This is a genomic window from Pseudomonas sp. FeS53a (assembly GCF_000931385.1).
Lineage (GTDB): Bacteria > Pseudomonadota > Gammaproteobacteria > Pseudomonadales > Pseudomonadaceae > Metapseudomonas > Metapseudomonas otitidis.
In genome coordinates this window covers 22,566-47,816 of the sequence record NZ_JYFT01000046.1, presented here as the reverse complement: position 1 = coordinate 47,816, position 25,251 = coordinate 22,566, and the positions used below count along the sequence as shown (strand labels likewise).

The following is a 25,251-nucleotide window of genomic DNA, read 5'->3' as shown; positions in this document are numbered from 1 at the left end:
ATGAGCATGCAGCGCGCCGCCGCCACCTACGTCGAGGAAACCCGCTTCGGCTTCTGGTTCCTGCAGAGCCACACCTGGGAGCACCACGTGCTGCGGGTGGCGATCAACGACCTCAAGGGCCTGTTCCACGCGCCGCTGCCGGAGGCGCCGGTGCTGCTGGACGCCGGCTGCGGCCAGGGCAAGTCCTTCCGCCTGCTGGCGGACGCCTTCGCGCCGGCGCGGATGATCGGCCTGGATGCCGACCCGCACAGCCTCGACTGTGCCCGCGCCGAAGCCGAGCGCCAGGGGCTGGCGGTGGAGCTGCTGGCCAGCGACTGCGCCGAACTGCAGCTGCCGGACGCCAGCGTGGACCTGCTGTTCTGCCACCAGACCTTCCACCACCTGGTGGAGCAGGAGCGTGCCCTGGCGGAGTTCTGGCGGGTGCTGAAGCCGGGCGGCTACCTGCTGTTCGCCGAGTCCACGCGCTACTACATCGACACCTGGGTGATCCGCTGGCTGTTCCGCCACCCGATGCACGTGCAGCGCACCGCCGCCGAGTACGAGGCGATGGTGCGCGGCCAGGGCTTCGTGTTCGAGCCGCGCAACGTCTCCTACCCGTACCTGTGGTGGAGCCGCTCCAGCGACTTCGGCCTGCTGGAGCGCTGGGGCCTGCGCACGCCGCCCCCGCCCGGGCAGCGCAACGAGACGCTGGTGAACCTGGTGGCCCGCAAGCCCCTGGAGGCACCGGCAGCATGACCTGGCGCGCGCTGACCCTGCTGGCCTGCCTGCTGCTGGCCGCCTGTGCCGGGACCACCCCGGTGCCGGCGCGCGTGCCGCCGCTGGGGCTGCCGCTGTCGCTGCACGTGGCACGGGAGGCCCAGGGCGAGCAGCGCGACTGGCTGCTGGTGGTGCAGGACGAGGGCGGCGTGCTGCGCTGGTCGCTGTTCGACCCGCTGGGCGTGCCCCTGGCGCGCCAGCGCCTGGAGGCCGGCGCCTGGCACAACGACGGCCTGCTGCCGCCCAACCCCGAAGCCCGCGAGCTGTTCGCCGCGCTGCTCTACGCGCTGGTGCCTTCCGAGGCCCTGCCCCGCGTCTACGCCGGCATTCCCCAGCAGGTGGGCGCCGACGGCAGCCGCGAGCTGGATGGCCGCTGGCGGGTGGCCTACCGCACGCCCCTGCAGTTCGACCTGCAACGCCGCGAAGGACCGCATTACCGCATCAGCCCGCTGACGGGCGAGGAGCCTCGATGACCGCATCCCTCAACGCACTGGGCCTGGTCTGTGCCCTGGGCCAGGGCAAGGCCGCCGTGGCCCGCAACCTCCTGGCCGGCGACACCGCCGGCATGCGCCCCCACGCCGACTGGGTGCCCGAGCGCACCCTGACCCTCGGCGCGGTGGACGCCGAACTGCCGGCGCTGCCGGCCGAGCTGGCCGCCTGCGACAGCCGCAACAACCGCCTGCTGCTGGCCGCTGCCCTGGAGATCGAGCCGGAACTGCGCGCCGCCGTGGCCCGCCATGGCGCGGCACGGGTGGGCGTGGTGCTGGGCACCAGCACCTCGGGCATCCAGGAAGCCAGCCTGGGCATCGGTGAGCAGCTGCGCACCGGCGCCCTGCCGGCGGACTACCGCTACGCCCAGCAGGAACTGGTGGCGCCGGCGGCCTTCCTGGCGGCCTGGCTGGGCAGCGCCGGGCCGGCCTACTGCATTTCCACCGCCTGCACCTCCAGCGCCCGGGCCCTGCTCAGCGCGCGCCGCCTGCTGCAGCTGGGGGTGTGCGATGCGGTGGTGTGCGGCGGGGTGGACTCGCTGTGCGGGCTGACCCTGAACGGCTTCGCCGCGCTGGAGGCGGTCTCCGACAGCCTGTGCAACCCGCTCTCGCGCAACCGCCGGGGCATCAACATCGGCGAGGGCGCGGCGCTGTTCCTGATGGAGCGCGACGCCGGCGGCATCGCCCTGTTGGGCGCGGGTGCCGGCTCCGATGCGCACCACATCTCCGCCCCCGAGCCCAGCGGCCTGGGGGCCCAGCGCGCGATGCGCCAGGCCCTGGTCGATGCCGGGCTGGAGCCGTCGGCGATCGACTACCTGAACCTGCACGGCACGGCCACCCAGCACAACGATGCGATGGAGAGCCTGGCCACCACGGCGGTGTTCCCCGAGGGCGTGCCGGCTTCGTCCACCAAGCCGCTGACCGGCCACACCCTGGGCGCCGCCGGGGCCCTGGAGGCGGCCTTCTGCTGGCTGGCCCTGAGCCCATGGAACCCGGAGCACCGCCTGCCGCCCCACCGCTGGGACGGCGAGCCCGACCCCGAGCTGCCGGCCCTACGCCTGGTGGACGGGGCCTCGCGCCTGCCCGCCCAGCGCCCGCGCCACCTGATGAGCAACTCCTTCGCTTTCGGCGGCAGCAACATCAGCCTGATTCTCGGAGACGCGCCATGAGCGATTGGCCGATAGCCGAACTGGTCCCCCATGCCGGGGACATGATCCTGATCGACCAGGTCCTGCGCTTCGGCGATGAGGACGTGGAAACCCGCCTGACCGTGCGCCCGGGGTTGTTCACCCAGGACGACGGCAGCCTGCCGGCCTGGGTCGGCGTGGAACTGATGGCCCAGAGCATCGCCGCCTACGCCGGCTGCCAGGCCCGTCAGGCGGGACAACCGGTGGAGCTGGGCTTTCTGCTCGGCACCCGCCACTACCAATGCAACGTCGACCGCTTCCCGGCCGGCGTGGACCTGCACATTACCGCCACCCGCTCCCTGCAGGACGACAGCGGCATGGGCGTCTTCGAATGCCGCCTGACCGGGCCGGGCGTCGAGGCCTTCGCCCGCCTCAACGTCTTCCGTCCGCCGCAGGTGGCGAGCTACCTGGAGGAACCCCAAGCATGACCGAGACCATCCTGGTCACCGGCTCCAGCCGCGGCATCGGCCGCGCCATCGCCCTGCGCCTGGCGCGCTCGGGCTACGACCTGGTGCTGCATTGCCGCTCGCGCCGCGACGAGGCCGAGGCGGTGAAGGCCGAGATCGAAGCCCTGGGCCGCAGCGCCCGGGTGCTGCAGTTCGACGTTTCCGACCGCGCCGCCTGCCGCGAGCAGCTGGAGGCCGACGTGGAAGCCCACGGCGCCTACTACGGGGTGGTGTGCAACGCCGGCCTGACCCGCGACGGCGCCTTCCCGGCGCTGACCGACGAGGACTGGGACAGCGTGCTGCGCACCAACCTGGACGGCTTCTACAACGTGCTGCACCCGCTGAGCATGCCGATGATCCGTCGCCGCAAGCCGGGGCGCATCGTCTGCATCACCTCGGTGTCGGGGCTGGTGGGCAACCGCGGGCAGGTCAATTACAGCGCCTCCAAGGCCGGGGTGATCGGTGCCGCCAAGGCGCTGGCCATCGAGCTGGCCAAGCGCCGCATCACGGTCAACTGCGTGGCGCCGGGGCTGATCGACACCGAGATCCTCGATGAGCGGGTGCCGGTGGAGGAGATCCTCAAGATGATCCCGGCCCAGCGCATGGGCACGCCGGAAGAAGTGGCCGGTGCGGTGAATTTCCTGATGTCCGAGGAGGCCGGCTACATCACCCGGCAGGTCCTCGCTGTGAACGGTGGGCTGTGCTGATGAAACGTGTAGTGGTCACCGGCATGGCCGGCATCACCTCCCTGGGCGACGACTGGGACAGTATCTGGAGCCATTTCACGGCCAACCGCAGCGGTATCCGCCGGATGGACGAGTGGGACCGCTTCGCCGAGCTGAACACCCGCCTGGCCGGGCCCATCGACGGCTTCACCACGCCGTCGCACTGGACCCGCAAGCAGATGCGCAGCATGGGGCGGGTCTCGAAGCTGTCGGTCTACGCCGCCGAGCGGGCCCTGGCGGATGCCGGGCTGGCGGGCGACGAGCGCATCCGTGACGGGCGCATGGGCGTGGCCTGCGGGTCGTCCACCGGCAGCACCGAGGAGATCAAGGCCTTCGGCAACATGCTGCTGAACTCGGTGGCCGACGGCCTCAACGCCAACTCCTACGTGCGCATGATGCCGCACACGGCGGCGGCCAATATCAGCATCTTCTTCGGCCTCAAGGGCCGGCTGATCCCCACCTCCAGCGCCTGCACCAGCGGCAGCCAGGGCATCGGCTACGCCTACGAGGCGATCAAGTTCGGCCGCCTGCCGATGATGCTGGCCGGCGGTGCGGAGGAGCTCTGCCCCACCGAGGCGATGGTGTTCGATGCGCTCTACGCCACCAGCCTGAAGAACGATGCGCCGCACACCTCGCCGCGCCCCTACGACACCGGCCGCGACGGCCTGGTGATCGGCGAGGGCGCCGGCATCCTGGTGCTGGAGGAACTGGAGCATGCCCTGGCCCGTGGGGCGCGGATCCACGCCGAGATCGTCGGCTTCGGCTGCAACGCCGATGGCCAGCACACCACCAAGCCGGAGCAGGCGACCATGCGCGGGGCGATGGAGCTGGCCTTGCAGGACGCGGGCCTGCCGCCTTCGGCCATCGGCTACGTGAACGGCCACGGCACCGCCACCGAGCAGGGCGACGTGGCGGAGACCCTGGCCACCAGCAGCCTGTTCGGTGCGCAGATGCCCATCAGCTCGCAGAAGAGCTTCCTCGGCCACACGCTGGGTGCCTGCGGCGCGCTGGAGTCCTGGTTCAGCATCGAGATGATGAACCGCGACCAGTACATCCACACCCTCAACCTGGACGCGGTGGACCCGGCCTGCGGCGAGCTGGACTACCTGCGCGACGGCCCGCGCCAGATGAGCAACGAGTACGTGATGAACAACAACTTCGCCTTCGGCGGGGTCAACACCTCGTTGATCTTCCGTCGCTGGCGCTGACACGGAGCCCCACGATGCAAGGAACACGTCCCCTCGCCGTCCTCGCGCTGGCCCTGGCACTGGCCACCGGCTGCAGCACCCAGCGCCCGGTCCTGAACCCCCACGAGCCGGTGCCGCCGAGCCTGAACGTGAGCCAGTCGCAGATGCAGGCGGCCATCCTCGCGGCGCTGCAGGCCCGCGACTGGACGCCGACCCGCGTCACGCCGACCGAGATCAGCGCCAGCATCAATGTGCGCAACCGTCATCGCGCGGAGATCGCCATCGCCTACAGCCCCCTGGACTTCGATATCCAGTACCGCAACAGCAGCGGGCTGAACTACGAGAACGGCGAGATCCACCGCAACTACAACCGCTGGGTGAACAACCTCAGCAACACCATCCTGCGCGAGATCCAGACCCGCGCAGCGATCGCCGGACAATGACCCCAAAAGCCGTCAAGGAGACGACCATGCAACGCAAGACCTGGACCGCCGTAGCCCTGCTCACCGCCACCCTGCTGCCGGGCATCAGCCAAGCCCGCGATACGACGCACTTCCTCGACTTCAACTCCGTGGTCGCCGAGGCCGTGCAGGCCGGCCGCCTGGACGGCACCGTGAAGTTCTACCTGGCGGGCAACACCCCGGCGGGCCAGGTGACGGTGATCAACCCGAACGTGACCACCAGCCAGAAGACCAACGCCTTCAACAAGACCGACGAGGAAGCCTGCCGCTGGGCCCTGCAATCGGCGCTGATCCGCCTGCAGAACGCGGCCAAGTCCGCCGGTGCCAACGCGGTGGTCGACATCGCCAGCAACTACAAGAACAAGGAATACAAGGACAGCGCCAAGTACGAGTGCCACGCCGGTGCGCTGATGGCAGGCGTTGCCCTGAAGGGCAAGGTGGCCAACGTCAAGTAAGCCGCACTGCCGGGAAAAGAGGCCGCCTTGTGCGGCCTTTTTGCTTTCCGGCGGCGGCTGGTTCGGCCGCCCTCCAAGGGCCTGCCGATACACGCCTGATCCTCGGAAATTTCCTTCAAGGCCCTACGCCCGGGTGCCCCAGGACCCCGTGCTAGCCTCGCGGCCCCGCGCTTGCGGGTCTCCAAACTCCAACAAGAAGGAACAAGCCGTGCGTGTACGTTTTGCCATCGCCACCCTGGCCCTCGCCCTCACCACCGGTTGCGCCACCGGCCTGAACTCGGTGCAGAAGGCCGAGCTGGACCACTACGAAGCCCGCGGCATGGCGGTGCAGGAAAAGAACCCGGGCCTGGGCGCGGGTTTGGGCCTGCTGCCGGGCGGCGGGTCGTTCTACGGGCGGGAGTACGGCTTCGGGGTGGTCAACCTGCTGCTGTGGCCGCTGTCGATCCTCTGGGACCCGGTCAGCGGCTACGAGGCGTCGCGCTCCATCAACTACCAGGCCACCCGTACCCACATCGAACGGCAGCGCAAGAAGGCGCTGGACGAGCTGGACGCGAAACTGGCGGGCAACGAGATCGACCTGAAGGAATACACGCTGCAGCGGCGCCAGGTGGAGGAGCGCTACACGGCTTACTGATCCAACCCCAAGCTCAGTGCGCACTCTTTATGTCTGCCGCTCGGAAGGTGGGGCGGGGACAACGCCCCTTCAGAAGGCCGAACGCAGTCGTCGTGAAAGGGGTTGAGCGACATGGATGTCGCGAGAGCGCTGTCGGGCCAGGGATGGCCCGTCAGCGCGGCCCCTGGAGCGGCGACGAAGTGAGGGAACCCGACGTAGTCGGGCCGGATGCAGGGGCAAGTTTTTTGGTTCCTTTTCACCGGGCTGGCGATCCAGCGACTGGAAAAGGGACTCGCCCGGGAGGGCGAAACCAAAAACACCAGCAGAACTCGCTAACAAGCTGGGCACCCGACCTTGAGCCACGCCCGACAAAGACACGTCCATGAAAAAGGCCGCTGATGCGGCCTTTTCCATTGGGATGGCGATCAGCCGTGGTACTGGGCCGACAGCTCGTGGACGGCTTCAAAGAAGGCGCCGGCGTGGGCCGGGTCCACTTCGGGGGTGATGCCGTGGCCGAGGTTGAAGACATGGCCGGTGCCCTGGCCGTAGGCGGCGAGGATGCGGCTGACTTCGTTGCGGATGGCGGTGGGGCTGGCGTAGAGCACGGACGGGTCCATGTTGCCCTGCAGGGCGACCTTGCCGCCGACCCGGGCGCGGGCGCTGCCGATGTCGCAGGTCCAGTCCAGGCCGAGGGCTTCGGCGCCGGTGTCGGCCATGGACTCCAGCCACAGGCCGCCGCCCTTGGTGAAGAGGATGACGGGGATGCGGCGGCCTTCGTGCTCGCGGATCAGGCCGTCGACGATCTGCTTCATGTAGGCCAGGGAGAATTCCTGGTAGGCCGCTGCGGAGAGGGCGCCGCCCCAGGAGTCGAAGATCTGCACGGCCTGGGCGCCGGCGAGGATCTGGCCGTTGAGGTAGGTGGTGACCGAGCGGGCCAGCTTGTCCAGCAGGGCGTGCATGGCCTGCGGGTCGTTGTAGAGCATGGCCTTGGATTTGCGGAAGTCGCGGCTGGAGCCGCCTTCGACCATGTAGGTGGCGAGCGTCCAGGGGCTGCCGGAGAAGCCGATCAGCGGGACGCGGCCATCGAGTTCGCGACGGATGGTGCGCACGGCGTCCATGACGTAGCCCAGGTCTTCCTCGGCGTCGGGGATGGGCAGGGCGTCGATGTCGGCGCGGGTGTTGATCACCTTGCGGAAGCGCGGGCCTTCGCCGGTCTCGAAGTACAGGCCCTGGCCCATGGCGTCGGGGATGGTGAGGATGTCGGAGAAGAGGATGGCCGCGTCCAGCTGCGGGTAGCGGTCCAGGGGCTGCAGGGTCACTTCGCAGGCCAGTTGCGGGTTCATGCACAGGCTCATGAAGTCACCGGCCTTGGCGCGGGTGGCGCGGTACTCGGGCAGGTAACGACCGGCCTGGCGCATCATCCAGACGGGGGTGACGTCGACGGGCTGCTTGAGCAGGGCGCGAAGGAAGCGGTCGTTCTTCAGAGCGGTCATGGCAGGTTCCCAGCAAAAAAGTGCCGGCATTTTCGCAAAGCCCAACGCAAAAGGCACGGCGGGTGCCGTGCCTTTTGTCTTTCGCGACAGAATGTCGCGGCGAAGGGCTACAGGCCGAGGGGCAGTTGGCGCCCCGTCGGCCCACGTGGCCTGCAGGGGGGACCGCGCTTTATCGGTCCACCTTCCGTGTTCACCGGCCACTCCGCCTGGTGGATGCCAAGAGCGGCATCCACCCTGCGCACTGGCGGCGTGTGGCTTGCCGCTTAAACGCCCAGGTAGTCGAGGATGCCTTCGGCGGCGGTGCGGCCTTCGAAGATCGCGGTGACCACCAGGTCGGAGCCGCGCACCATGTCGCCACCGGCGAAGACCTTGGGGTTGCTGGTCTGGTGCTTGTACTGCGCCTGGGCCGGGGCGACGACGCGACCCTGGCTGTCGATGCGGATGTCGAACTGCTCGAACCACGGCGCCGGGCTGGGACGGAAGCCGAAGGCGATCAGCACGGCTTCGGTCGGGATGATCTCTTCGGAACCGGGGATCGGCTCGGGGCTGCGGCGGCCACGGGCGTCGGGCTCGCCGAGGCGGGTTTCGACGACCTTGACGCCTTCCACCTTGCCGTCGCCGACGATGGCGATGGGCTGGCGGTTGAAGAGGAACTTCACGCCCTCTTCCTTGGCGTTCTTCACCTCTTTGCGCGAGCCGGGCATGTTCTCTTCGTCACGGCGGTAGGCACAGGTGACGGCCTTGGCGCCCTGGCGGATGGAGGTGCGGTTGCAGTCCATGGCGGTGTCGCCGCCGCCGAGGACGACGACGCGCTTGCCCTTCATGTCGACGAAGTCCTCGGGGGACTTCTCGAAGCCGAGGTTGCGGTTGACGTTGGCGATGAGGAAGTCCAGCGCGTCATGCACGCCGGGCAGGTCTTCGCCGGGGAAGCCGCCCTTCATGTAGGTGTAGGTGCCCATGCCCATGAACACGGCATCGAACTCACCGAGCAGCTGCTCCATGGTGATGTCCTTGCCGACTTCGGTGTTGAGGCGGAACTCGATGCCCATGCCGGTGAAGACTTCGCGGCGACGGCTGAGGACATGCTTCTCGAGCTTGAACTCGGGGATGCCGAAGGTCAGCAGGCCACCGATCTCGGGGTTCTTGTCGAACACCACGGGGGTCACGCCGTTGCGCACCAGGACGTCGGCACAGCCGAGGCCGGCCGGGCCGGCGCCGATGACGGCGACGCGCTTGCCGGTGGGCTTGACCTTGGACATGTCAGGGCGCCAGCCCATGGCGAAGGCGGTGTCGGTGATGTACTTCTCCACCGAGCCGATGGTGACCGCGCCGAAGCCGTCGTTGAGGGTGCAGGCCCCTTCGCAGAGACGGTCCTGCGGGCAGACGCGGCCGCAGACCTCGGGCAGGGTGTTGGTCTGGTGGGACAGTTCGGCGGCGGCGAGGATGTTGCCTTCGGAGACCAGCTTCAGCCAGTTGGGGATGAAGTTGTGGACCGGGCACTTCCATTCGCAATAGGGGTTGCCGCAGCCCAGGCAGCGGTGGGCCTGGTCGGCCGCCTGCTGGGGCTTGAAGGTGTCATAGATCTCGACGAATTCCTTTTTGCGCTGGCGCAGCAGTTTCTTCTTCGGATCCTTGCGCCCGACCTCGATGAACTGGAAGTCGTTGTTCAGACGTTCAGTCATTTGGAAAACCTCTTAACAGCAGCGGCACGTCAGGGCGGCACGCTGCAAGACTCATCACGGTTGGCCAGCGGGCCCGGCGTCGGTGACGCGCGGGCTCGCGGCTCGGGCGCTTGTTATTGCGGGTTGGCTCGGGTGCTGGAGAGCAGCGACGCGAGGTTCGCAGCCTTCGGCTTGACCAGCCAGAACCGGCGCAGGTAGTCGTCCAGGTTTTCCAGCAGGTGGGCACCCCAGTCGCTGGAGGTTTCCTTGACGTACTCCACCAGCACGCTGTGCAGGTGGCTGCGGTAGGCCTCCATGGACTCGTTGCTGATGCGCTGGATTTCCACCAGTTCGTGGTTGACCCGGTCAACGAAGCTGTTGTCCATGTCCAGCACGTAGGCGAAGCCGCCGGTCATGCCGGAACCGAAGTTGTAGCCGGTCTTGCCGAGGACGCAGACGAAGCCGCCGGTCATGTATTCGCAGCAGTGGTCACCGGTGCCTTCCACGACGGCATGGGCGCCGGAGTTGCGCACGCCGAAGCGCTCGCCGGCGGTGCCGGCGGCGAACAGCTTGCCGCCGGTGGCGCCGTAGAGGCAGGTGTTGCCGATGATGGCCGACTCCTGGCTCTTGAACGGGCTGCCCTTGGGCGGGGTGATAACCAGCTTGCCGCCGGTCATGCCCTTGCCGACGTAGTCGTTGGCGTCGCCTTCGAGGTAGAGGTCCAGGCCGCCGGCGTTCCACACGCCGAAGCTCTGGCCGGCGGTGCCCTTGAAGCGGAAGGTCACGGGGGTGTCCTTCATGCCCTGGTTGCCGTAGCGGCGGGCGATCTCGCCGGAGATGCGTGCGCCGATGGAGCGGTCGCAGTTGCCGATGGTGAGGTCGAAGCAGCCACCGGACTTGCTCTCGATGACGCCCTTGGCCATGTCCCACATGCGCTCGGCCAGCAGGCCGGGGTCGAACGGCGGGTTGCGGTCCACCTGGCAGTACTGGGGCTTGTCGGCCGGGATGCGGTCGCTGCCCAGCAGGGGGGTGAGGTCGAGGTTGCCCTGCTTGGCGGTTTCGCCCGGCAGGATGTCCAGCAGGTCGGTGCGGCCGATCAGTTCGCCGAGGCTGCGCACGCCGACGCGGGCCAGCCACTCGCGGGTTTCTTCGGCGACGTAGGTGAAGAAGTTCATCACCATTTCGACGGTGCCGATGAAGTGGTCCTTGCGCAGCTTGTCGTTCTGGGTGGCGACGCCGGTGGCGCAGTTGTTCAGGTGGCAGATGCGCAGGTACTTGCAGCCCAGGGCGATCATCGGGGCGGTGCCGAAGCCGAAGCTCTCGGCGCCGAGGATGGCGGCCTTGATGACGTCGAGGCCGGTCTTCAGGCCGCCGTCGGTCTGCACGCGGACCTTGCCGCGCAGGTCGTTGCCACGCAGGGTCTGGTGCGCTTCGGAGAGGCCCAGTTCCCACGGGCTGCCGGCGTACTTGATGGAGGTCAGCGGGGAGGCGCCGGTGCCGCCGTCATAGCCGGAGATGGTGATCAGGTCGGCATAGGCCTTGGCCACGCCGGCGGCGATGGTGCCGACGCCGGGCTCGGCCACGAGCTTCACCGAGACCAGGGCCTGGGGGTTGACCTGTTTGAGGTCGTAGATCAGCTGGGCCAGGTCTTCGATGGAGTAGATGTCGTGGTGCGGCGGCGGCGAGATCAGGGTGACGCCGGGCACGGCATAGCGCAGGCGGGCGATCAGGCCGTTGACCTTGCCGCCGGGCAGCTGGCCGCCTTCGCCGGGCTTGGCACCCTGGGCGACCTTGATCTGCAGCACTTCGGCGTTGACCAGGTACTCGGGGGTGACGCCGAAGCGGCCGGTGGCGACCTGCTTGATCTTGGAGCTGCGCACGGTGCCGTAGCGGGCCGGGTCTTCGCCGCCCTCGCCGGAGTTGGAGCGCGCGCCCAGGCGGTTCATGGCCTCGGCGATGGCTTCGTGGGCTTCGGGCGAGAGGGCGCCGAGGGAGATGCCGGCGGAGTCGAAGCGCTTGAGGATGTCGCCGACGGGCTCGACGTCATCGAGGGACAGGGGCTGGGTGCTCTCCTTGACCTTGAGCAGGTCGCGGATCATGGACACCGGGCGCTGGTCCACCAGGGCGCTGTACTGCTTGTAGGTCTCGTAGCTGCCCTGCTGCACGGCGGCCTGCAGGGTGTTGACCACGTCGGGGTTGTAGGCGTGGTACTCGCCACCGTAGACGAACTTGAGCAGGCCGCCCTGCTGGATCGGCTTGCGGTTGCTCCAGGCTTCCTGGGCGAGCAGCTTCTGTTCGCTCTCGATGTCGACGAAGCGGGCGCCCTGGATGCGGCTGGCAACGCCACGGAAGCTGAGGTCGACGACTTCGTCGGCCAGGCCGACGGCTTCGAACAGCTGGGCGCCACGGTAGGAGGCGATGGTGGAGATGCCCATCTTCGAGAGGATCTTCAGCAGGCCCTTGGAGATGCCTTTGCGGTAGTGCTTGAAGACTTCGTAGAGGTCGCCGAGGACTTCGCCGGTGCGGATCAGGTCGGCCAGTACTTCGTAGGCGAGGTAGGGGTAGACGGCGGAGGCGCCGAAGCCTACCAGGACAGCGAAGTGGTGCGGGTCGCGGGCGGTGGCGGTCTCGACCAGGATGTTGCAGTCGCAGCGCAGGCCCTGCTCCACCAGGCGGTGGTGCACGGCGCCGACGGCCAGGGAGGCGTGGGCGGGCAGCTTGCCGGGGGCGATGTTGCGGTCGGTGAGGACCAGCAGCACCTTGCCGGCGCGCACGGCTTCTTCGGCCTGGTCGGCGATGTTGCGCACAGCGGCTTCGAGGCCGATGGACTCGTCGTAGTTGAGGTCGATGACCTGGCGCTCGAAACCTTCGCGGTCGAGGGTCATCAGCGCGCGCCACTTGGCCGGGGAAATCACCGGGCTGCTGAGGATGACGCGGCTGGCATGGGCCGGGGACTCGGAGAAGATGTTGCGCTCGGCGCCCAGGCAGATCTCCAGGGACATGACGATGGCTTCGCGCAGCGGGTCGATCGGCGGGTTGGTGACCTGCGCGAACTGCTGGCGGAAGTAGTCGTAGGTGGAGCGCACGCGCTTGGACAGGACGGCCATGGGGGTGTCGTCGCCCATGGAGCCGACCGCTTCCTGGCCCTGTTCGGCGAGCGGGCGCAGTACCTGGTCACGCTCTTCGAAGGTGACCTGGAACATCTTCATGTACTGCTTGAGCTGGTCGCTGTCGTAGCTGGCGACGCCGTGGTCGTCGTCGAGCTTGGCCTGGATGCGCACGGCGCTCTGGCGCAGCCACTGCTTGTAGGGGTGGCGCGACTTGAGGCGGCTGTCGATGTCCTCGGTGTTGAGGATCTGGCCGGTCTCGGTGTCGACGGCGAGGATCTGGCCGGGGCCGACGCGGCCCTTGGCGATGACGTCCTCGGGCTTGTAGTCCCACACGCCGATTTCGGAGGCGAGGGTGATGTAGCCGTTCTTGGTGGTGACCCAGCGGGCCGGGCGCAGGCCGTTGCGGTCGAGCAGGCAGACGGCGTGGCGGCCGTCGGTCAGCACGACGCCGGCGGGGCCGTCCCAGGGCTCCATGTGCATGGAGTTGTATTCGTAGAAGGCACGCAGGTCGGCATCCATGGTTTCCATGTTCTGCCAGGCCGGCGGGATGATCATGCGCACGCCACGGAACAGGTCGATGCCGCCGGTGACCATCAGTTCGAGCATGTTGTCCATGCTGGAGGAGTCGGAACCGACACGGTTGACCAGCGGGCCGAGTTCGTCGATGTCGGGCAGTTGCTCGTTGGCGAACTTGGTGCGACGGGCGACGGCCCAGTTGCGGTTGCCGGTGATGGTGTTGATCTCGCCGTTGTGGGCGAGGAAGCGGAAGGGCTGTGCCAGCGGCCACTTCGGCAGGGTGTTGGTGGAGAAGCGCTGGTGGAAGACGCAGATGGCGGTCTGCAGGCGTTCGTCACCCAGGTCCGGGTAGAACTGCTGCAGGTCGGCCGGCATCATCAGGCCTTTGTAGATGATGGTCTTGTTGGAGAAGCTGCAGACGTAGTGGTCGGCGTCGGCGGCGTTGGCCACGGACGAACGACGACGCGCGCTGAACAGCTTGACCGCCATCTCCTGGTCGGACAGGCCTTCGCCGCCGATGAACACCTGCTCGATCTGCGGCAGGCGCTCCAGGGCCAGTTGGCCGAGCACGCTGGTGTCCACCGGGACCTTGCGCCAGCCGACCAGCTGCAGGCCGGCGGCTTCAATCTCGCGGTTCATGTTCGCGCGAGCGACCTCGGCACGGGCGTTGTCCTGGTTGAAGAACACCATGCCCACGGCGTATTGCCCGGGCAGGTCGACGCCGAAGGTTTCCTTGGCGATGGCACGCAGGAACAGGTCGGGTTTCTGGATCAGCAGGCCACAGCCGTCGCCGGTCTTGCCGTCGGCGTTGATACCGCCGCGGTGGGTCATGCAGGTCAGTGCTTCGATCGCGGTTTGCAGAAGATGGTGACTGGCCTCGCCCTGCATGTGGGCGATCAGGCCGAAGCCGCAGTTATCCTTGAACTCATCAGGATGGTACAGACCTGCTTTCATAGGGGGAACTCTCACCAGAGCAGCCTCTTTTTAGAGGCGGAATTTCTTTTAATTCAACCACTTACCTCTCGCGCCGGACTTGACGCCAGCTTTGCGTAGGCAAAAGGGAGGTCAGTGTACATATCCACTGGGGTCGTTACAAATCTGCACGACGATTCGGTGAAAGTTTTTGTCGCAAAAGCGAAGGAATAGACCGGAAGGTCGTGCTAGCGACTTTCCGGTCACATCTGAGGATGCCAAGTGACAGGTGAGCCCGGGACCGGGCTCAGCGGGCCATCTCTTGCTGGATGCTGGCGAAGCTCTTCGGCCAGGGCTTGCCGGCCTGCACCTTGGCGGGCAGGGCCTTGATGGCGGCCTGGGCGGCGTTGCGGCTGGGGAAGTTACCATAAGTGACCACGTACAGTGGCTTACCCTGGTGCAGCTTCTTGAAGTAACGGTACTCGCCGCCGTTCTGCTGGACGAACGACTTGGCGCTGGCTTCGGAGCTGGTGCCGAGAATCTGCACGGCGTAGTTGCCACCTGCCTGGGCACGGTACCAACCATCACCTGCACCACCACCCGCGGAGGCGACTGCAGCCGGCTTGGCAGCGGGCTTCTCGGCCGGCTTGGCTGCCGGTGCGGTCGCTGCAGGCTTGGCGGTCGGCGCCGGGGTTGCTGCGGGCTTGGCCGGCTGCGCACTGGGGGTGGCCTGGGCCACGACCGGAGCGGCAGGCGCGGTGGCCGGCGCTGCCGGTCGGGTAGCCGGCTGCTGGGTGACGATGGGTGCGGGCGGCTGGGCCGGCGCGGGGCTGGCCGTGGCTCCGACGGGCGGGGCGACCGTGGTCACGGTGGGCGGCACGGCGCTGCCCGTGGTCGGGGCACCGGCTTCATCCTGGTCTTCCTGCCCGGCGGCCTGGGCCAGCGGCTCACGGATGACCGGCTGGGCTTCGCCCACCAGCGGCAGGGGCAGCGGCTGCGACGAACCGGCGAATTCGACGGCCGGCGCTTCACCGGGTTTGCCCGGCTGCTCAGGCGTGGACGGGGCAACGCCCTGGCCCAGGGGCAGTTGTGCGGTAGTGGGCTGGGCCGGTGCGATGTGATCGGAACGACCCTGCATCAGCCAGGCGGCGACGACACCGACGGCGACGACGCCCAGTGCCAGCAGGTGCTTCTTCGGTAGATTCAAGCTGAACCCTCCTTTGCGCGATGCGCCCCGCTCGGCGAGCATCGCTTCCACCAGGAGCTCGCGAGCGGCCTGATTGATGCCGCCGGGCCAGCCTCCGGACTGGAGGTGGATGTCTTCGATCTGTTCCTCGGTCAGCAGGTCGATACTCTGGCCGGCGCCTTCGAGGCGCTGCGCCAGGTATTCGCGGGTTTCGTCCTCGCTGTAGGGCAGAAGTTCAATGGCGTGGAAGCGTTCTTCACCATCAGCGACCAGTTCCAGGCGCGGCAGCAGAGAGGAGTCGGCGAAGAGGAAGACGTGGGGACGCGATTCGCCGCTGCCGGCCGCCAGGGCCAGCAGGTTGTCGACGCCGGTGTCGTCCAGGTCCTCGGCATCATCGACGAGGAGGTAGACCTCCTGCCCGGTCAGGGCCAGTTGGCCGACCTGGGCGAGGATGGAGCGGCTGTCTGCCTGGGGAATGCCGAGCGCCTGGGCGATAAGGCGCATCAGGCCACCGGCCTCGGCGGCGCCGCGCGCGGACACGACCACGCTCTGCACGGCCTGCTTGTTGGTGCTGGCAACCAGGGCCTGGCGCAGCAGGGTCTTGCCGGCGCCGTTGGGCCCGGTCACGACCAGCAACAGCTGGCTGTAGCGGGCCAGGTGGTGCAGCTGGCCGAGGACGGGCTTGCGCTGGGCCGGGTAGAACTTGAAGCCAGGGACCCGCGCGGCGAACGGGTCATGGGTGAACTGGTAGTGGGCCAGGAAGGCCTCTTCAGCGTGCAGGCTGCTCATGGGACTGTTTTTACTCTCCAAGCTCTTCGGCCAGGGCGCGGTAATCGGCGCTCAGGGTCTCGTCCAGAATGTTGCCCGGGTAATCGGCGGTGACTACCGCCTCTCCGAGCCGGCTCAGCAGCACAAGGCGCAACTGGCCATCGATCACTTTCTTGTCTACGGCCATGTGCTCCAGGAAATGGGCGGGAGTCATCTCCTGGGGCGGTACGATCGGCAGGCCCGCTGCACGCAGCAGGCGCATGGAGCGGTCGCGCTCTGCGGCGTCGATCCAGCCGAGGCGACGGGACATCTCCAGGGCCATGACGGTCCCGGCGGCCACCGCCTCGCCATGCAGCCAGACGCCGTAGCCCATGTGGGTCTCGATGGCGTGGCCGAAGGTGTGCCCCAGGTTGAGGGTGGCGCGGATGCCGGATTCGCGTTCATCGGCACCCACTACGCGGGCCTTGGCGGCGCAGGAGCGCTCGATGGCCTCGTTCAGCGCCGTCGGCTCGAGGGCCAGCAGGGCCTCCATGTGCGTTTCCAGCCAGTCCAGGAATGGCGCATCGCAGATCAGGCCGTATTTGATCACTTCGGCGAGCCCGGCGGAGAGTTCGCGAGGCGGCAACGTGCGCAGGGTCGCAGTATCGATCAGCACGGCCTTGGGCTGGTAGAAGGCACCCACCATGTTCTTGCCGAGGGGGTGGTTGATGCCGGTCTTGCCACCAACCGAGGAGTCCACCTGGGACAGGAGGGTGGTCGGGACCTGGATAAAGTCGACGCCGCGCTGGTAGCAGGCGGCAGCAAAGCCGGCCATGTCGCCGATGACGCCGCCACCCAGCGCGATGATGGTGGTGCGGCGGTCATGACGTGCGGTGAGCAGGCCGTCGAAGATGAGCTGGAGGGTTTCCCAGTTCTTGAAGGACTCGCCATCAGGCAGAACGATGGGCTGGACCTTGTAACCGGCGAGGGTCTGGGTCAGCCGTTCGAGATAAAGCGGGGCGACGGTTTCGTTGGTGGCGATGGCCACCTGCTTGCCCGCGATATGCGGCGCAAACAGCTCGGCCTTCGACAACAGGTCGGCACCGATGTGGATGGGATAGCTACGCTCGCCGAGATCGACCTGAAGTGTCCGCATGAGGCCCCCACTATGAAAAAGGGCACTAGGATAGCGCAGTTCCGCCCGCCCTTTAACGGGGCGGAAGGCCCTGTAGTCGCTCGAGTATTTCCTGCACCACCATCCGCGGCGGACGTTCATCGGTCTCGATGATGATGTCGGCGATCTCACGGTAGAGCGGATCACGGATGGCCATGAGGTCACGGAGGACCTTGGCCGGGTCGGCCGTCCGCAGGAGCGGCCGGTTGCGATCCTTAGAGGTCCTGCCGATCTGCTGGTCGACGGAGGTGTGGAGGTAAACCACCCGACCACCCGATCGCAGCGCTTCACGGTTGGCAGGCCGAAGCACGGCACCCCCACCCGTCGCCACGACCAGCCCATCGGCTTCGCAAAGCTCCTGGATCATGGCCTGTTCGCGGTCACGGAAGCCCTGCTCCCCCTCCACATCGAAAATCCAGGGAATATTCGCCCCGGTTCGCTGTTCGATCTCCTTGTCGGAGTCCTTGAACGGCAAACGGAGTTCCTTGGCAAGCAAACGCCCGATGGTGCTCTTTCCAGCTCCCATCGGGCCAACGAGGATCAGATTGTGCACTGATATCAGCGACTCACAGCGATAGCCTGGTTGTTCATGATACGCGGAGTCAGGAATACCAGCAGCTCGGATTTCTTGTCTTGAACAACATCTCTTCGGAACACTCGCCCCACGAATGGCAGATCACCGAGGAACGGCACTTTGTCCACAGATTTAGTCTGTGTATTAGAGAAGACACCGCCAATTACGATTGTCTCGCCATCACTCACCAACACCTTGGCATTTACCTCGTTCTTATTGATCGGAGGCACGCCATTCAGTTGGTTTGCAAAGTCCGGAGCATCCTTATTGACCTTCACTTCCATGATGATCCGATTGTCCGGAGTAATTTGGGGAGTAACCTCCAGCGAGAGAGCTGCCTCTTTGAAAGAGGTACTGGTCGCACCACTGGAGCTAGCCTCTTGATACGGAATTTCAGAGCCCTTTAGGATTTTTGCAGTTTCTTTATCAGAGGTAACCACCTTGGGTTGAGAAACGATCTCACCATTGCCTGTTTTTTCCATAGCAGAAAGCTGCAGATCAAGAATCGCATGGCTAGAAACGAAACCTATCCCTATCCCAGATGAGCTATTTGAGACACCCATATCTACGAACGGCGTTGGGTTATTGTTGGTAGTAGGGAGCGTGCAATTACCCTTAAAAGGACCACAAGAGGAAGTATCTCCATCTTTAATACCTATATTCCCATTTTTCCCCCAGCTATTCCAATTGCCATTGGTATAAGCTCCCCCCCACCTGACGCCCAATGCCTTGTCGTAATCAACATTCGCCTCAACGATTCTCGCTTCGATCATTACCTGGCGAACCGGGATATCGAGCTGGGTAACGATGCGACGCAATTCGTCAAGCTTGTCCTGAGTCTGGTAGGCGATGATGCTGTTGGTACGATCATCGACGGTAATGGAGCCACGTTCATCGGTGGTTGAGGGCTCTCCGCTCGTGACGGACTGGAAGAGCTTGGCGATGTCAGCTGCCTTGGCGTAGTTGACCTGAATGAGCTCGCGGCGCAGCGGAGCCAATTCGGAAATCTGTTTCTGAGACTCCAGTTCTTGGCGTTCACGGGCAGCGATCTCGTCCGCTGGCGCAACCAGCAGCACGTTACCGACCTTGCGCTTGTCCAGGCCCTTGGTTTTCAGGACTAGGTCAAGTGCCTGATCCCAAGGTACGTTCTGCAGGCGGAGAGTGATGTTGCCTTGTACGGTATCGGACGCAACCAGGTTCAGATCGGTGAAGTCAGCAATCAGCTGCAGTACCGAGCGGACATCAATATCCTGGAAATTGAGCGAGAGCTTTTCGCCAGAATAGGCAAAGCGCTCGGTCTTGCGCTTCTCCATATCTTCTTGGGTAAGCGGTTTGATACTGACAGTCAGCTTGTTTTCAGTCTGGTAGGCCAGGTAGTCGTAGAAGCCCGTCGGCTCGATCACGATACTGGCATCACCCGAGCTGCCAGAGGCACTGACGAACTGAACCGGGGTCGCGAAATCCTTTACATCAAGACGAACACGCAGAGACTCCGGAATTTGGGTCTTGGAAAAGTCCAGGCGAATCTTTCCACCCTGCTCCTGGATGTTGGGACTCACACTGGGGTCGGATAGGGTAATGACGACGTTACCTTCGCCCTGCTCGCCTCTCTGGAAATCGATGTTGCTGATTGCCTTGCCCGCAGGCGCGAACGCCTTGACAGGTGCGACAGGCTGTGACGGAGCTGCTAATGGCGCACTGGTGCGTGCAGCCTGTTGAGCAGCGCCGGCAGCGTCGCCAACCAGAACATAAAGGTTGTTACCCTCAACTCGCGTGCTGTAAGGCACCAACGTCGACAGGTTGATGATCATGCGAGTGCGATCTTTCGCCTCGACAAGAGTGACGCTCCGAGCGTTACCTACCCCGAGCTCGCGGTTCTTGCTGCCAAGTTTGTTGGCAACGCCAGGCAGGTCCAATGCGATCCTTGCAGGCTGCTCAATCGTGTAGCCTCTCGGCTGTACAACGGGGCCGTCGAAACCGAGTTTCAGCTCGACCTTTCCGCCCGGCAGGGCCGCGACGTCTAGGGCCTTGAGGTCAGCAGCCAGCAACATAGGTGAAAACATGGCCGCCAGAAGAGAAAGTCCAAGGCGTGTTAGGGAGCTGTTCATTGTCAAATTCCGTTGTGCAGACCGGTGTTTGTAGTTCATAAAGTCACCCCGCCCTTAAGAGCGTTCCATGAGCGTGAGACTACGAGGACGCTCAAGCCAGCCACCCTCTCCATCCGGGACGATCTCGACGACATCAATCTTGCCTTCGCTGATAGAAACAACCTTGCCGTCATTTCGCCCCAGATAATCGCCAACCTTGATCCGATGCACCCCTCCTGCCCCACGGACCAACGCGAACATCCCACCGTTATTGGAAAGCGTACCTACCATCTGGAAGGTCTCGATATTGAACCCTTCGAGGAATTGCTTGACCCGGGTTTCATCCGGGTGGACATCCTTGCTGCCTTTCACCTTGTTAGCCAGATCGATTTTCACCGGAGGCTGGAAGGGACTCCGTAGTGCAGCGGCACTATAAGTAAAGGCCTCATAGGGCTGGAACTTCGGCAACGGTTCGATGGTCCCCTTGGGACGCGCACGGACCTCATCCATGTAAGCCTGAAGATCCGAGAAATCACCGCTATTCCCGCACCCCGACAAACTGGAAAACACCACTAAGGCAAGAACAGCCTTGGAGCTGACGCGCATCATTTCTGCAGCCCCTTGTCGTTGTATCGGTAAGTTTTGGCCAAAATACTCATACGCAGTTTGGAAGTACTTTCCGGGCTGAGCGGAGCAATACTGAAATCATGCAGTGTGACAATACGCGGCAAGCTGGCGACGCCACTCACAAATGTCGCCAAGTCGTGATAGCTGCCCACTACCGATATCTGGATAGGCAGTTCGATATAGAACTGCTGAACCACTTCCGGCTGGAGCTTGATCTCTTCGAACTCCAAACCACTACCCAGTCCAGTGCGCGTAATGTCCTCAAGCAAACCAGGAACTTCGGTGTCGCTTGGAAGCTGACGAAGAAGCGCACCGAAGGAAGTCTCCATTTCCTTCATCTGGTCCTTGTAGGCTTCCAAGTTGGCGGCCTGGAAAGCCTTGGTGGTGAACTGCTGCTTCAGCGACTCTTCTTCAGCACGCTGTTGGTCGAGCTGCACCTCAAGATCCTTGAGGTGAAAGTTGTAACCCAGCGCCAAGATCGCAGCCATCACCAAAATGCAGGCTATGACCTTAACGGCAGCCGGCCAGGAACCGACGTTATTCAGGTCAAGATCGTTGAGGTCGATCTTGCGCAGACTTTCCAGGGAATCAGCCAGACTCATTTCTTGGCTCCGGCATTGTCCGCAGCAGGTTGTGTCTGCTGCACGGTCAGTTGAAACACGTTCGCTTGATCAACAGCACCGGCGGTGATCGCCTTGACTTCTGTCAGGTTCGGTGCGGTCAACCACTCGGAGGCATCCAGATTCCGCATCAAGTTGGAAACACGGTTGTTGGATTCAGCTGCCCCAGTGATGGCAATACTGGACCCTGCCATCTTCACGGTCGTGAAATACACACCATCGGGCAGAGTACGAACAAGCTGATCAAAGACACGACCAATGATCGGGCGGTTGCCCTGCAGGTCCTGAATGATCTTCATACGCTCCAGCAACTGCTGCCGGCGTGTCTTGAGCTCGCTGATTTCCTTGATGCGCGTATCCAGAACGGAAATTTCCTTGCGTACGAATTCATTCCTGGCGTTCTGGTTATCGATCTCGCCATTGAGGTATTGGTCACCAAGGAACACGAGGCCTGCAGAAATAACAACCACACCGCCCAAGGCCACCAGGAATCGCTGCTTGCGCTCTTCCCGCAGCTGCTCACGCCACGGTAGCAGGTTAATACGCGCCATCAGTCGAAACTCCTCATTGCCAAGCCACAAGCGATCATCAAGGCCGGCGCATCACTTGCCAGCGCACCTGCGTTGACTTTGCCGCTCAGTGCCATGTCGGCGAAGGGGTTTGCGACCAGCGTCGGCGTTCCGATCTTCTGCTGGATCAGGCGATCTAGATCGGGAATAGAGGCTGTACCGCCGGCCAGGAGGATGTAATCGACATCGTTGTACTGGCCCGCTGCGAAAAAGAACTGCAGCGATCGTGAGACTTGCTGGACAACTGCCTCTTTGAACGGTTGCAAAACCTCGCTGTCGTAGTCATCCGGAAGACCGCCCTGCTTCTTGGCCAAACCCGCTTCCTCGACAGAAAGGCCATAGCGGCGCTGAATTTCTTCGGTCAACTGGCGACCTCCGAACAACTGCTCGCGACTGTATATGGTGCGACCATTATTCAAGACGCTCAGGGTGGTCATCGTCGCGCCGATGTCCACGATCGCAACCGTCAGATCCTCCGAGCCATTCCCCAACTGGGAAGCAAGGAGCCCATAGGCACGCTCAAGCGCATAGGCCTCGACATCCACGACCTTCGCGGTGAGTCCAGCAAGAGCAAGCGCTGCCTCGCGCACCTCGACGTTCTCGCGACGGCAGGCTGCCAGCAGCACATCCATTCGCTCGGGGTTTCGTGCAGAAACGCCCTGAACCTCGAAATCGATGGCTACCTCTTCAAGGGGATAAGGAATGTACTGGTCAGCTTCGATCTTGAGCTGATTCTCCAGCTCGTCATCGGACAGCCCCGCATCCATCTCGATCGTTTTGGTGATGACGGCCGACCCCGCCACAGCAACGGCTGCCAGCTTGGAGCCTGCCTTCGCCTTGGCGACCACACGCGACAGTGCCTGGCCGACGCCTTCCAGCTCAGCAATGTTCTTTTCGACGACAGCATTTGGCGGGAGCGGCTCGACGGCGTAGGCCTCTACCTTGTAGCGGCCACCCGAGCGACTCAATTCGAGGAGCTTGACCGAGGTCGAGCTTATGTCGATCCCCAGCAGCGAATTCGCTTTCTTGTTGAAGAGCCCTAGCACGACCGATTTCCTATCAGCGTCCGTGACTTACGGACGATTTATGTTTTTCCACATTAAATAACAGTCTTGACAGAAGCGCAAATGGCTCCCCGGGAAAAAAAACGCTTATAATGTGATCAGTTTTTCCCTTTTCAGATCTGTTTCCGCTTAACTCATTCTTTTGCCTGGAAATCCAAGAATCTTGATACGCCTGCTGAAGTTTTTCTGGTGGTCTTGCGTTGCTGTTTTTTGTGGGCTGTTGCTCAGTTTCAGCGGCGCTTATCTCTACCTTAGCCCGAGTCTTCCGTCTGTCGATTCCCTACGCAGCATCCAGCTGCAGATACCGCTGCGCGTGTATAGCAGCGATGGGAAGCTGATCGCCGAGTTCGGCGAGATGAGGCGGGCACCGATCCGTTTCGCGGACATCCCTCCGGAATTCATCCAGTCCCTGCTGGCGGCGGAAGACGACAACTTTGCCAACCATTATGGCGTCGACCTCACGAGCCTGGTGCGCGCTGCCACTCAATTATTGAAAAGCGGGCATATCCAGAGCGGCGGCAGTACCATCACCATGCAGGTGGCGAAGAACTACTTCCTCACCAGCGAGCGGAGTTTCTCCAGAAAGATCAACGAGATACTTCTTGCCCTACAGATCGAACGAGAGCTCAGCAAAGACGAGATCCTTGAGCTCTACGTCAACAAGATCTACCTGGGCAACCGAGCCTACGGCATCGAAGCCGCTGCACAGGTCTACTACGGCAAGTCGATCCGGGAGCTGAGCCTGGCCCAGATGGCCATGATCGCTGGCCTGCCGAAGGCGCCTTCCCGCTTCAACCCGCTGGTCAACCCGACCCGCAGCAAGGAGCGTCGCGACTGGATCCTCGGGCGCATGTTCAAGCTGGGCAAGATCGACCAGGCGCGCTACGAGGCCGCCATCAGCGAACCGATCGACGCGAGCTACCATGTTCCGACCCCAGAAGTGAACGCACCCTACATCGCAGAGATGGCGCGCGCCGAAATGGTCGGACGTTACGGCAGCGATGCCTACACCGAAGGTTTCCGCGTCACTGTCACGACACCGAGCGACCTGCAGGAAGCCGCCAACGTCGCCCTGCGCAGCGGCCTGATGGAGTACGACCAGCGCCACGGCTACCGCGGCCCGGAAACCCGACTTCCCGGCATGACCCGCGAAGGATGGGGCCAGGAGCTTGCCAAGCAGCGCACGATTGGCGGCCTCGAGCCCGCTATCGTCACCCAGGTCGAGCAGAGCGGCATCCTCGTGCTGACTCGCAGCGGCAATGAAGAGGCCGTCAGCTGGGACAGCATGAAGTGGGCCCGCCCCTACTTGAACACCAACAGCCTCGGCGCCCGCCCGCGCCAGCCGGCAGACGTGGTGCAGGTCGGCGACCTGATCCGCGTACTGCGCCAACCTGACGGCGCCCTGCTGTTCAGCCAGCAGCCTTCAGCCCAGAGCGCCCTGGTTTCACTCGACCCCTACAGCGGCGCCATCCTCTCCCTGGTCGGCGGCTTCTCGTTCGAGCAGAGCAACTACAACCGCGCCACCCAGGCCAAGCGCCAACCCGGCTCAAGCTTCAAACCCTTCCTTTATAGTGCAGCACTGGATAACGGCTTCACTGCCGCCAGCCTGGTCAACGACGCCCCCATCGTCTTCGTCGACGAGTACCTGGACAAGGTGTGGCGCCCCAAGAACGACAACAACACCTTCCTCGGCCCCATCCGCATGCGGGAAGCGCTGTACAAGTCGCGCAACCTGGTTTCCATCCGCCTTCTACAAGCCGTGGGGATCGACTACGCGATCAATTACATCAGCCGTTTCGGCTTCAACAAGGATGAACTGCCGCGCAACCTCTCCCTCGCCCTGGGCACTGCCACCCTCACCCCGATGGAGATCGCGACCGGCTGGAGCACCTTCGCCAACGGCGGCTACAAGATCCAGCCCTACCTGATCGAACGAATCGAAAACCGGGAAGGCAAGGTCATTTTCACCGCCAACCCGCCCCGCGTACCGCAGGACGACAAACCCAGCGCCAGCATGGCCCAAGTCAACGCAGCGCCCGACACCCAGCTCAACCATGATGCAACTGCGGAGCCGGCCACCGCCGAACGCATCGTCGATGCCCGCACCACCTACATCCTGACCAGCATGCTGCAGGACGTGATCAAGCGCGGCACCGGTCGACGCGCCCTGGCCATGGGGCGTGGCGACATCGCGGGCAAGACCGGCACTACCAACGAGTCCAAGGACAGCTGGTTCTCCGGCTACAACGCCGACTACATCACCACGGTGTGGGTCGGCTTCGACCAGCCCGAGAGCCTGGGCCGGCACGAGTACGGCGGCACAGTCGCCCTGCCGATCTGGATGAGCTACATGAGTGCAGCCCTGAAGGACAAACCGGAGCACGTCCAGCCAGAACCCGAAGGGATTCTCACGCTGCGCATCGACCCCCTGAGCGGGCGTGCAGCAACACCGGGAACGCCCAATGCATTCTTCGAACTGTTCAAGAGCGAAGACTCGCCCCCGCCCATGAGCGAACTCGACCCGGGCTCCAGCATCCCAGGCAGCCCCCTGCCAGCGGACGAAGCTGCACCCATCGATCTGTTCTGAGCAAAC

The 25,251-nt window shown here is 64.3% G+C and carries 21 protein-coding genes; 10 read left to right on the top strand and 11 right to left on the bottom strand.

Annotation, left to right across the window (positions count from 1 at the left end; genetic code table 11):
- The 9 genes from SZ55_RS13650 to SZ55_RS13610 all read left to right on the top strand — a co-directional run bounded on the left by SZ55_RS13650 (window position 1) and on the right by SZ55_RS13610 (window position 6,339).
- Window positions 1-735: a class I SAM-dependent methyltransferase gene (locus tag SZ55_RS13650; protein ID WP_044406776.1), complete on the top strand. Its 735-nt coding sequence runs from the start codon at window positions 1-3 to the stop codon at window positions 733-735.
- Window positions 732-1,229, top strand: a complete 498-nt coding sequence (locus SZ55_RS13645; protein ID WP_044406773.1) for a hypothetical protein — start codon at window positions 732-734, stop codon at window positions 1,227-1,229. Before SZ55_RS13650 ends, SZ55_RS13645 begins: the two co-directional genes overlap by 4 nt.
- Window positions 1,226-2,413 (top strand): beta-ketoacyl-[acyl-carrier-protein] synthase family protein, encoded by a 1,188-nt coding sequence (locus SZ55_RS13640; RefSeq protein WP_044406771.1) that lies wholly within the window; start codon window positions 1,226-1,228, stop codon window positions 2,411-2,413. The genes SZ55_RS13645 and SZ55_RS13640 overlap by 4 nt, the downstream gene beginning before the upstream one ends.
- Complete coding sequence (locus SZ55_RS13635; RefSeq protein ID WP_044406769.1) at window positions 2,410-2,859, top strand: ApeP family dehydratase; 450 nt, start codon at window positions 2,410-2,412, stop codon at window positions 2,857-2,859. The genes SZ55_RS13640 and SZ55_RS13635 overlap by 4 nt, the downstream gene beginning before the upstream one ends.
- A complete protein-coding gene (gene fabG, locus SZ55_RS13630; protein WP_044406767.1) occupies window positions 2,856-3,584 on the top strand; it encodes a 3-oxoacyl-ACP reductase FabG in 729 nt (242 codons plus the stop codon). Before SZ55_RS13635 ends, fabG begins: the two co-directional genes overlap by 4 nt.
- Window positions 3,584-4,810, top strand: coding sequence for a beta-ketoacyl-ACP synthase (locus SZ55_RS13625; protein ID WP_044406764.1), 1,227 nt, complete (start codon window positions 3,584-3,586; stop codon window positions 4,808-4,810). The genes fabG and SZ55_RS13625 overlap by 1 nt, the downstream gene beginning before the upstream one ends.
- 14 nt (window positions 4,811-4,824) lie before the next feature.
- Window positions 4,825-5,232: a hypothetical protein gene (locus SZ55_RS13620; RefSeq protein WP_044406761.1), complete on the top strand. Its 408-nt coding sequence runs from the start codon at window positions 4,825-4,827 to the stop codon at window positions 5,230-5,232.
- A gap of 26 nt (window positions 5,233-5,258) precedes the next feature.
- On the top strand, window positions 5,259-5,705 hold the full coding sequence (locus SZ55_RS13615) for an excinuclease (protein WP_044406758.1): 447 nt from the start codon (window positions 5,259-5,261) through the stop codon (window positions 5,703-5,705).
- A 208-nt stretch (window positions 5,706-5,913) separates the two neighbouring features.
- Complete coding sequence (locus SZ55_RS13610; RefSeq protein ID WP_044406755.1) at window positions 5,914-6,339, top strand: hypothetical protein; 426 nt, start codon at window positions 5,914-5,916, stop codon at window positions 6,337-6,339.
- Between the two features lie 404 nt (window positions 6,340-6,743).
- On the opposite strand, the gene hemE is transcribed toward SZ55_RS13610, so the two are convergent.
- The 11 genes from hemE to SZ55_RS13555 all read right to left on the bottom strand — a co-directional run bounded on the left by hemE (window position 6,744) and on the right by SZ55_RS13555 (window position 22,640).
- Complete coding sequence (hemE, locus tag SZ55_RS13605; RefSeq protein ID WP_044406752.1) at window positions 6,744-7,811, bottom strand: uroporphyrinogen decarboxylase; 1,068 nt, start codon at window positions 7,809-7,811, stop codon at window positions 6,744-6,746.
- Window positions 7,812-8,074: 263 nt separating this feature from the next.
- On the bottom strand, window positions 8,075-9,493 hold the full coding sequence (locus SZ55_RS13600) for an FAD-dependent oxidoreductase (protein ID WP_044406748.1): 1,419 nt from the start codon (window positions 9,491-9,493) through the stop codon (window positions 8,075-8,077).
- Between the two features lie 113 nt (window positions 9,494-9,606).
- Window positions 9,607-14,052 carry a glutamate synthase large subunit gene (gene gltB, locus SZ55_RS13595; RefSeq protein WP_044406745.1) on the bottom strand — a complete coding sequence of 1,482 codons (4,446 nt, stop codon included), beginning with the start codon at window positions 14,050-14,052 and terminating at the stop codon, window positions 9,607-9,609.
- Between the two features lie 265 nt (window positions 14,053-14,317).
- Window positions 14,318-15,985: an SPOR domain-containing protein gene (locus SZ55_RS13590; RefSeq protein WP_044406742.1), complete on the bottom strand. Its 1,668-nt coding sequence runs from the start codon at window positions 15,983-15,985 to the stop codon at window positions 14,318-14,320.
- A gap of 10 nt (window positions 15,986-15,995) precedes the next feature.
- Window positions 15,996-17,099, bottom strand: a complete 1,104-nt coding sequence (gene aroB, locus SZ55_RS13585; protein WP_044406739.1) for a 3-dehydroquinate synthase — start codon at window positions 17,097-17,099, stop codon at window positions 15,996-15,998.
- A 52-nt stretch (window positions 17,100-17,151) separates the two neighbouring features.
- Window positions 17,152-17,670, bottom strand: coding sequence for a shikimate kinase AroK (aroK, locus tag SZ55_RS13580; protein WP_074973697.1), 519 nt, complete (start codon window positions 17,668-17,670; stop codon window positions 17,152-17,154).
- Between the two features lie 5 nt (window positions 17,671-17,675).
- A complete protein-coding gene (gene pilQ, locus SZ55_RS13575; RefSeq protein ID WP_044406737.1) occupies window positions 17,676-19,799 on the bottom strand; it encodes a type IV pilus secretin PilQ in 2,124 nt (707 codons plus the stop codon).
- Window positions 19,800-19,853: 54 nt separating this feature from the next.
- A complete protein-coding gene (gene pilP / locus SZ55_RS13570) occupies window positions 19,854-20,384 on the bottom strand; it encodes a type 4a pilus biogenesis lipoprotein PilP (RefSeq protein WP_152644482.1) in 531 nt (176 codons plus the stop codon).
- The gene (gene pilO / locus SZ55_RS13565; RefSeq protein WP_044406732.1) at window positions 20,384-21,007 is read right to left on the bottom strand and encodes a type 4a pilus biogenesis protein PilO; all 624 of its coding nucleotides are present in this window, start codon (window positions 21,005-21,007) and stop codon (window positions 20,384-20,386) included. Before pilO ends, pilP begins: the two co-directional genes overlap by 1 nt.
- Window positions 21,004-21,576 carry a type 4a pilus biogenesis protein PilN gene (gene pilN / locus SZ55_RS13560; RefSeq protein WP_044406731.1) on the bottom strand — a complete coding sequence of 191 codons (573 nt, stop codon included), beginning with the start codon at window positions 21,574-21,576 and terminating at the stop codon, window positions 21,004-21,006. The genes pilO and pilN overlap by 4 nt, the downstream gene beginning before the upstream one ends.
- Window positions 21,576-22,640 (bottom strand): pilus assembly protein PilM, encoded by a 1,065-nt coding sequence (locus SZ55_RS13555; protein WP_044406728.1) that lies wholly within the window; start codon window positions 22,638-22,640, stop codon window positions 21,576-21,578. Before SZ55_RS13555 ends, pilN begins: the two co-directional genes overlap by 1 nt.
- Before the next feature lie 184 nt (window positions 22,641-22,824).
- Here SZ55_RS13555 and SZ55_RS13550 point away from each other — a divergent pair, with 184 nt between their 5' ends.
- Window positions 22,825-25,245: a penicillin-binding protein 1A gene (locus tag SZ55_RS13550; protein WP_160481841.1), complete on the top strand. Its 2,421-nt coding sequence runs from the start codon at window positions 22,825-22,827 to the stop codon at window positions 25,243-25,245.
- Window positions 25,246-25,251: the final 6 nt, after the last annotated feature.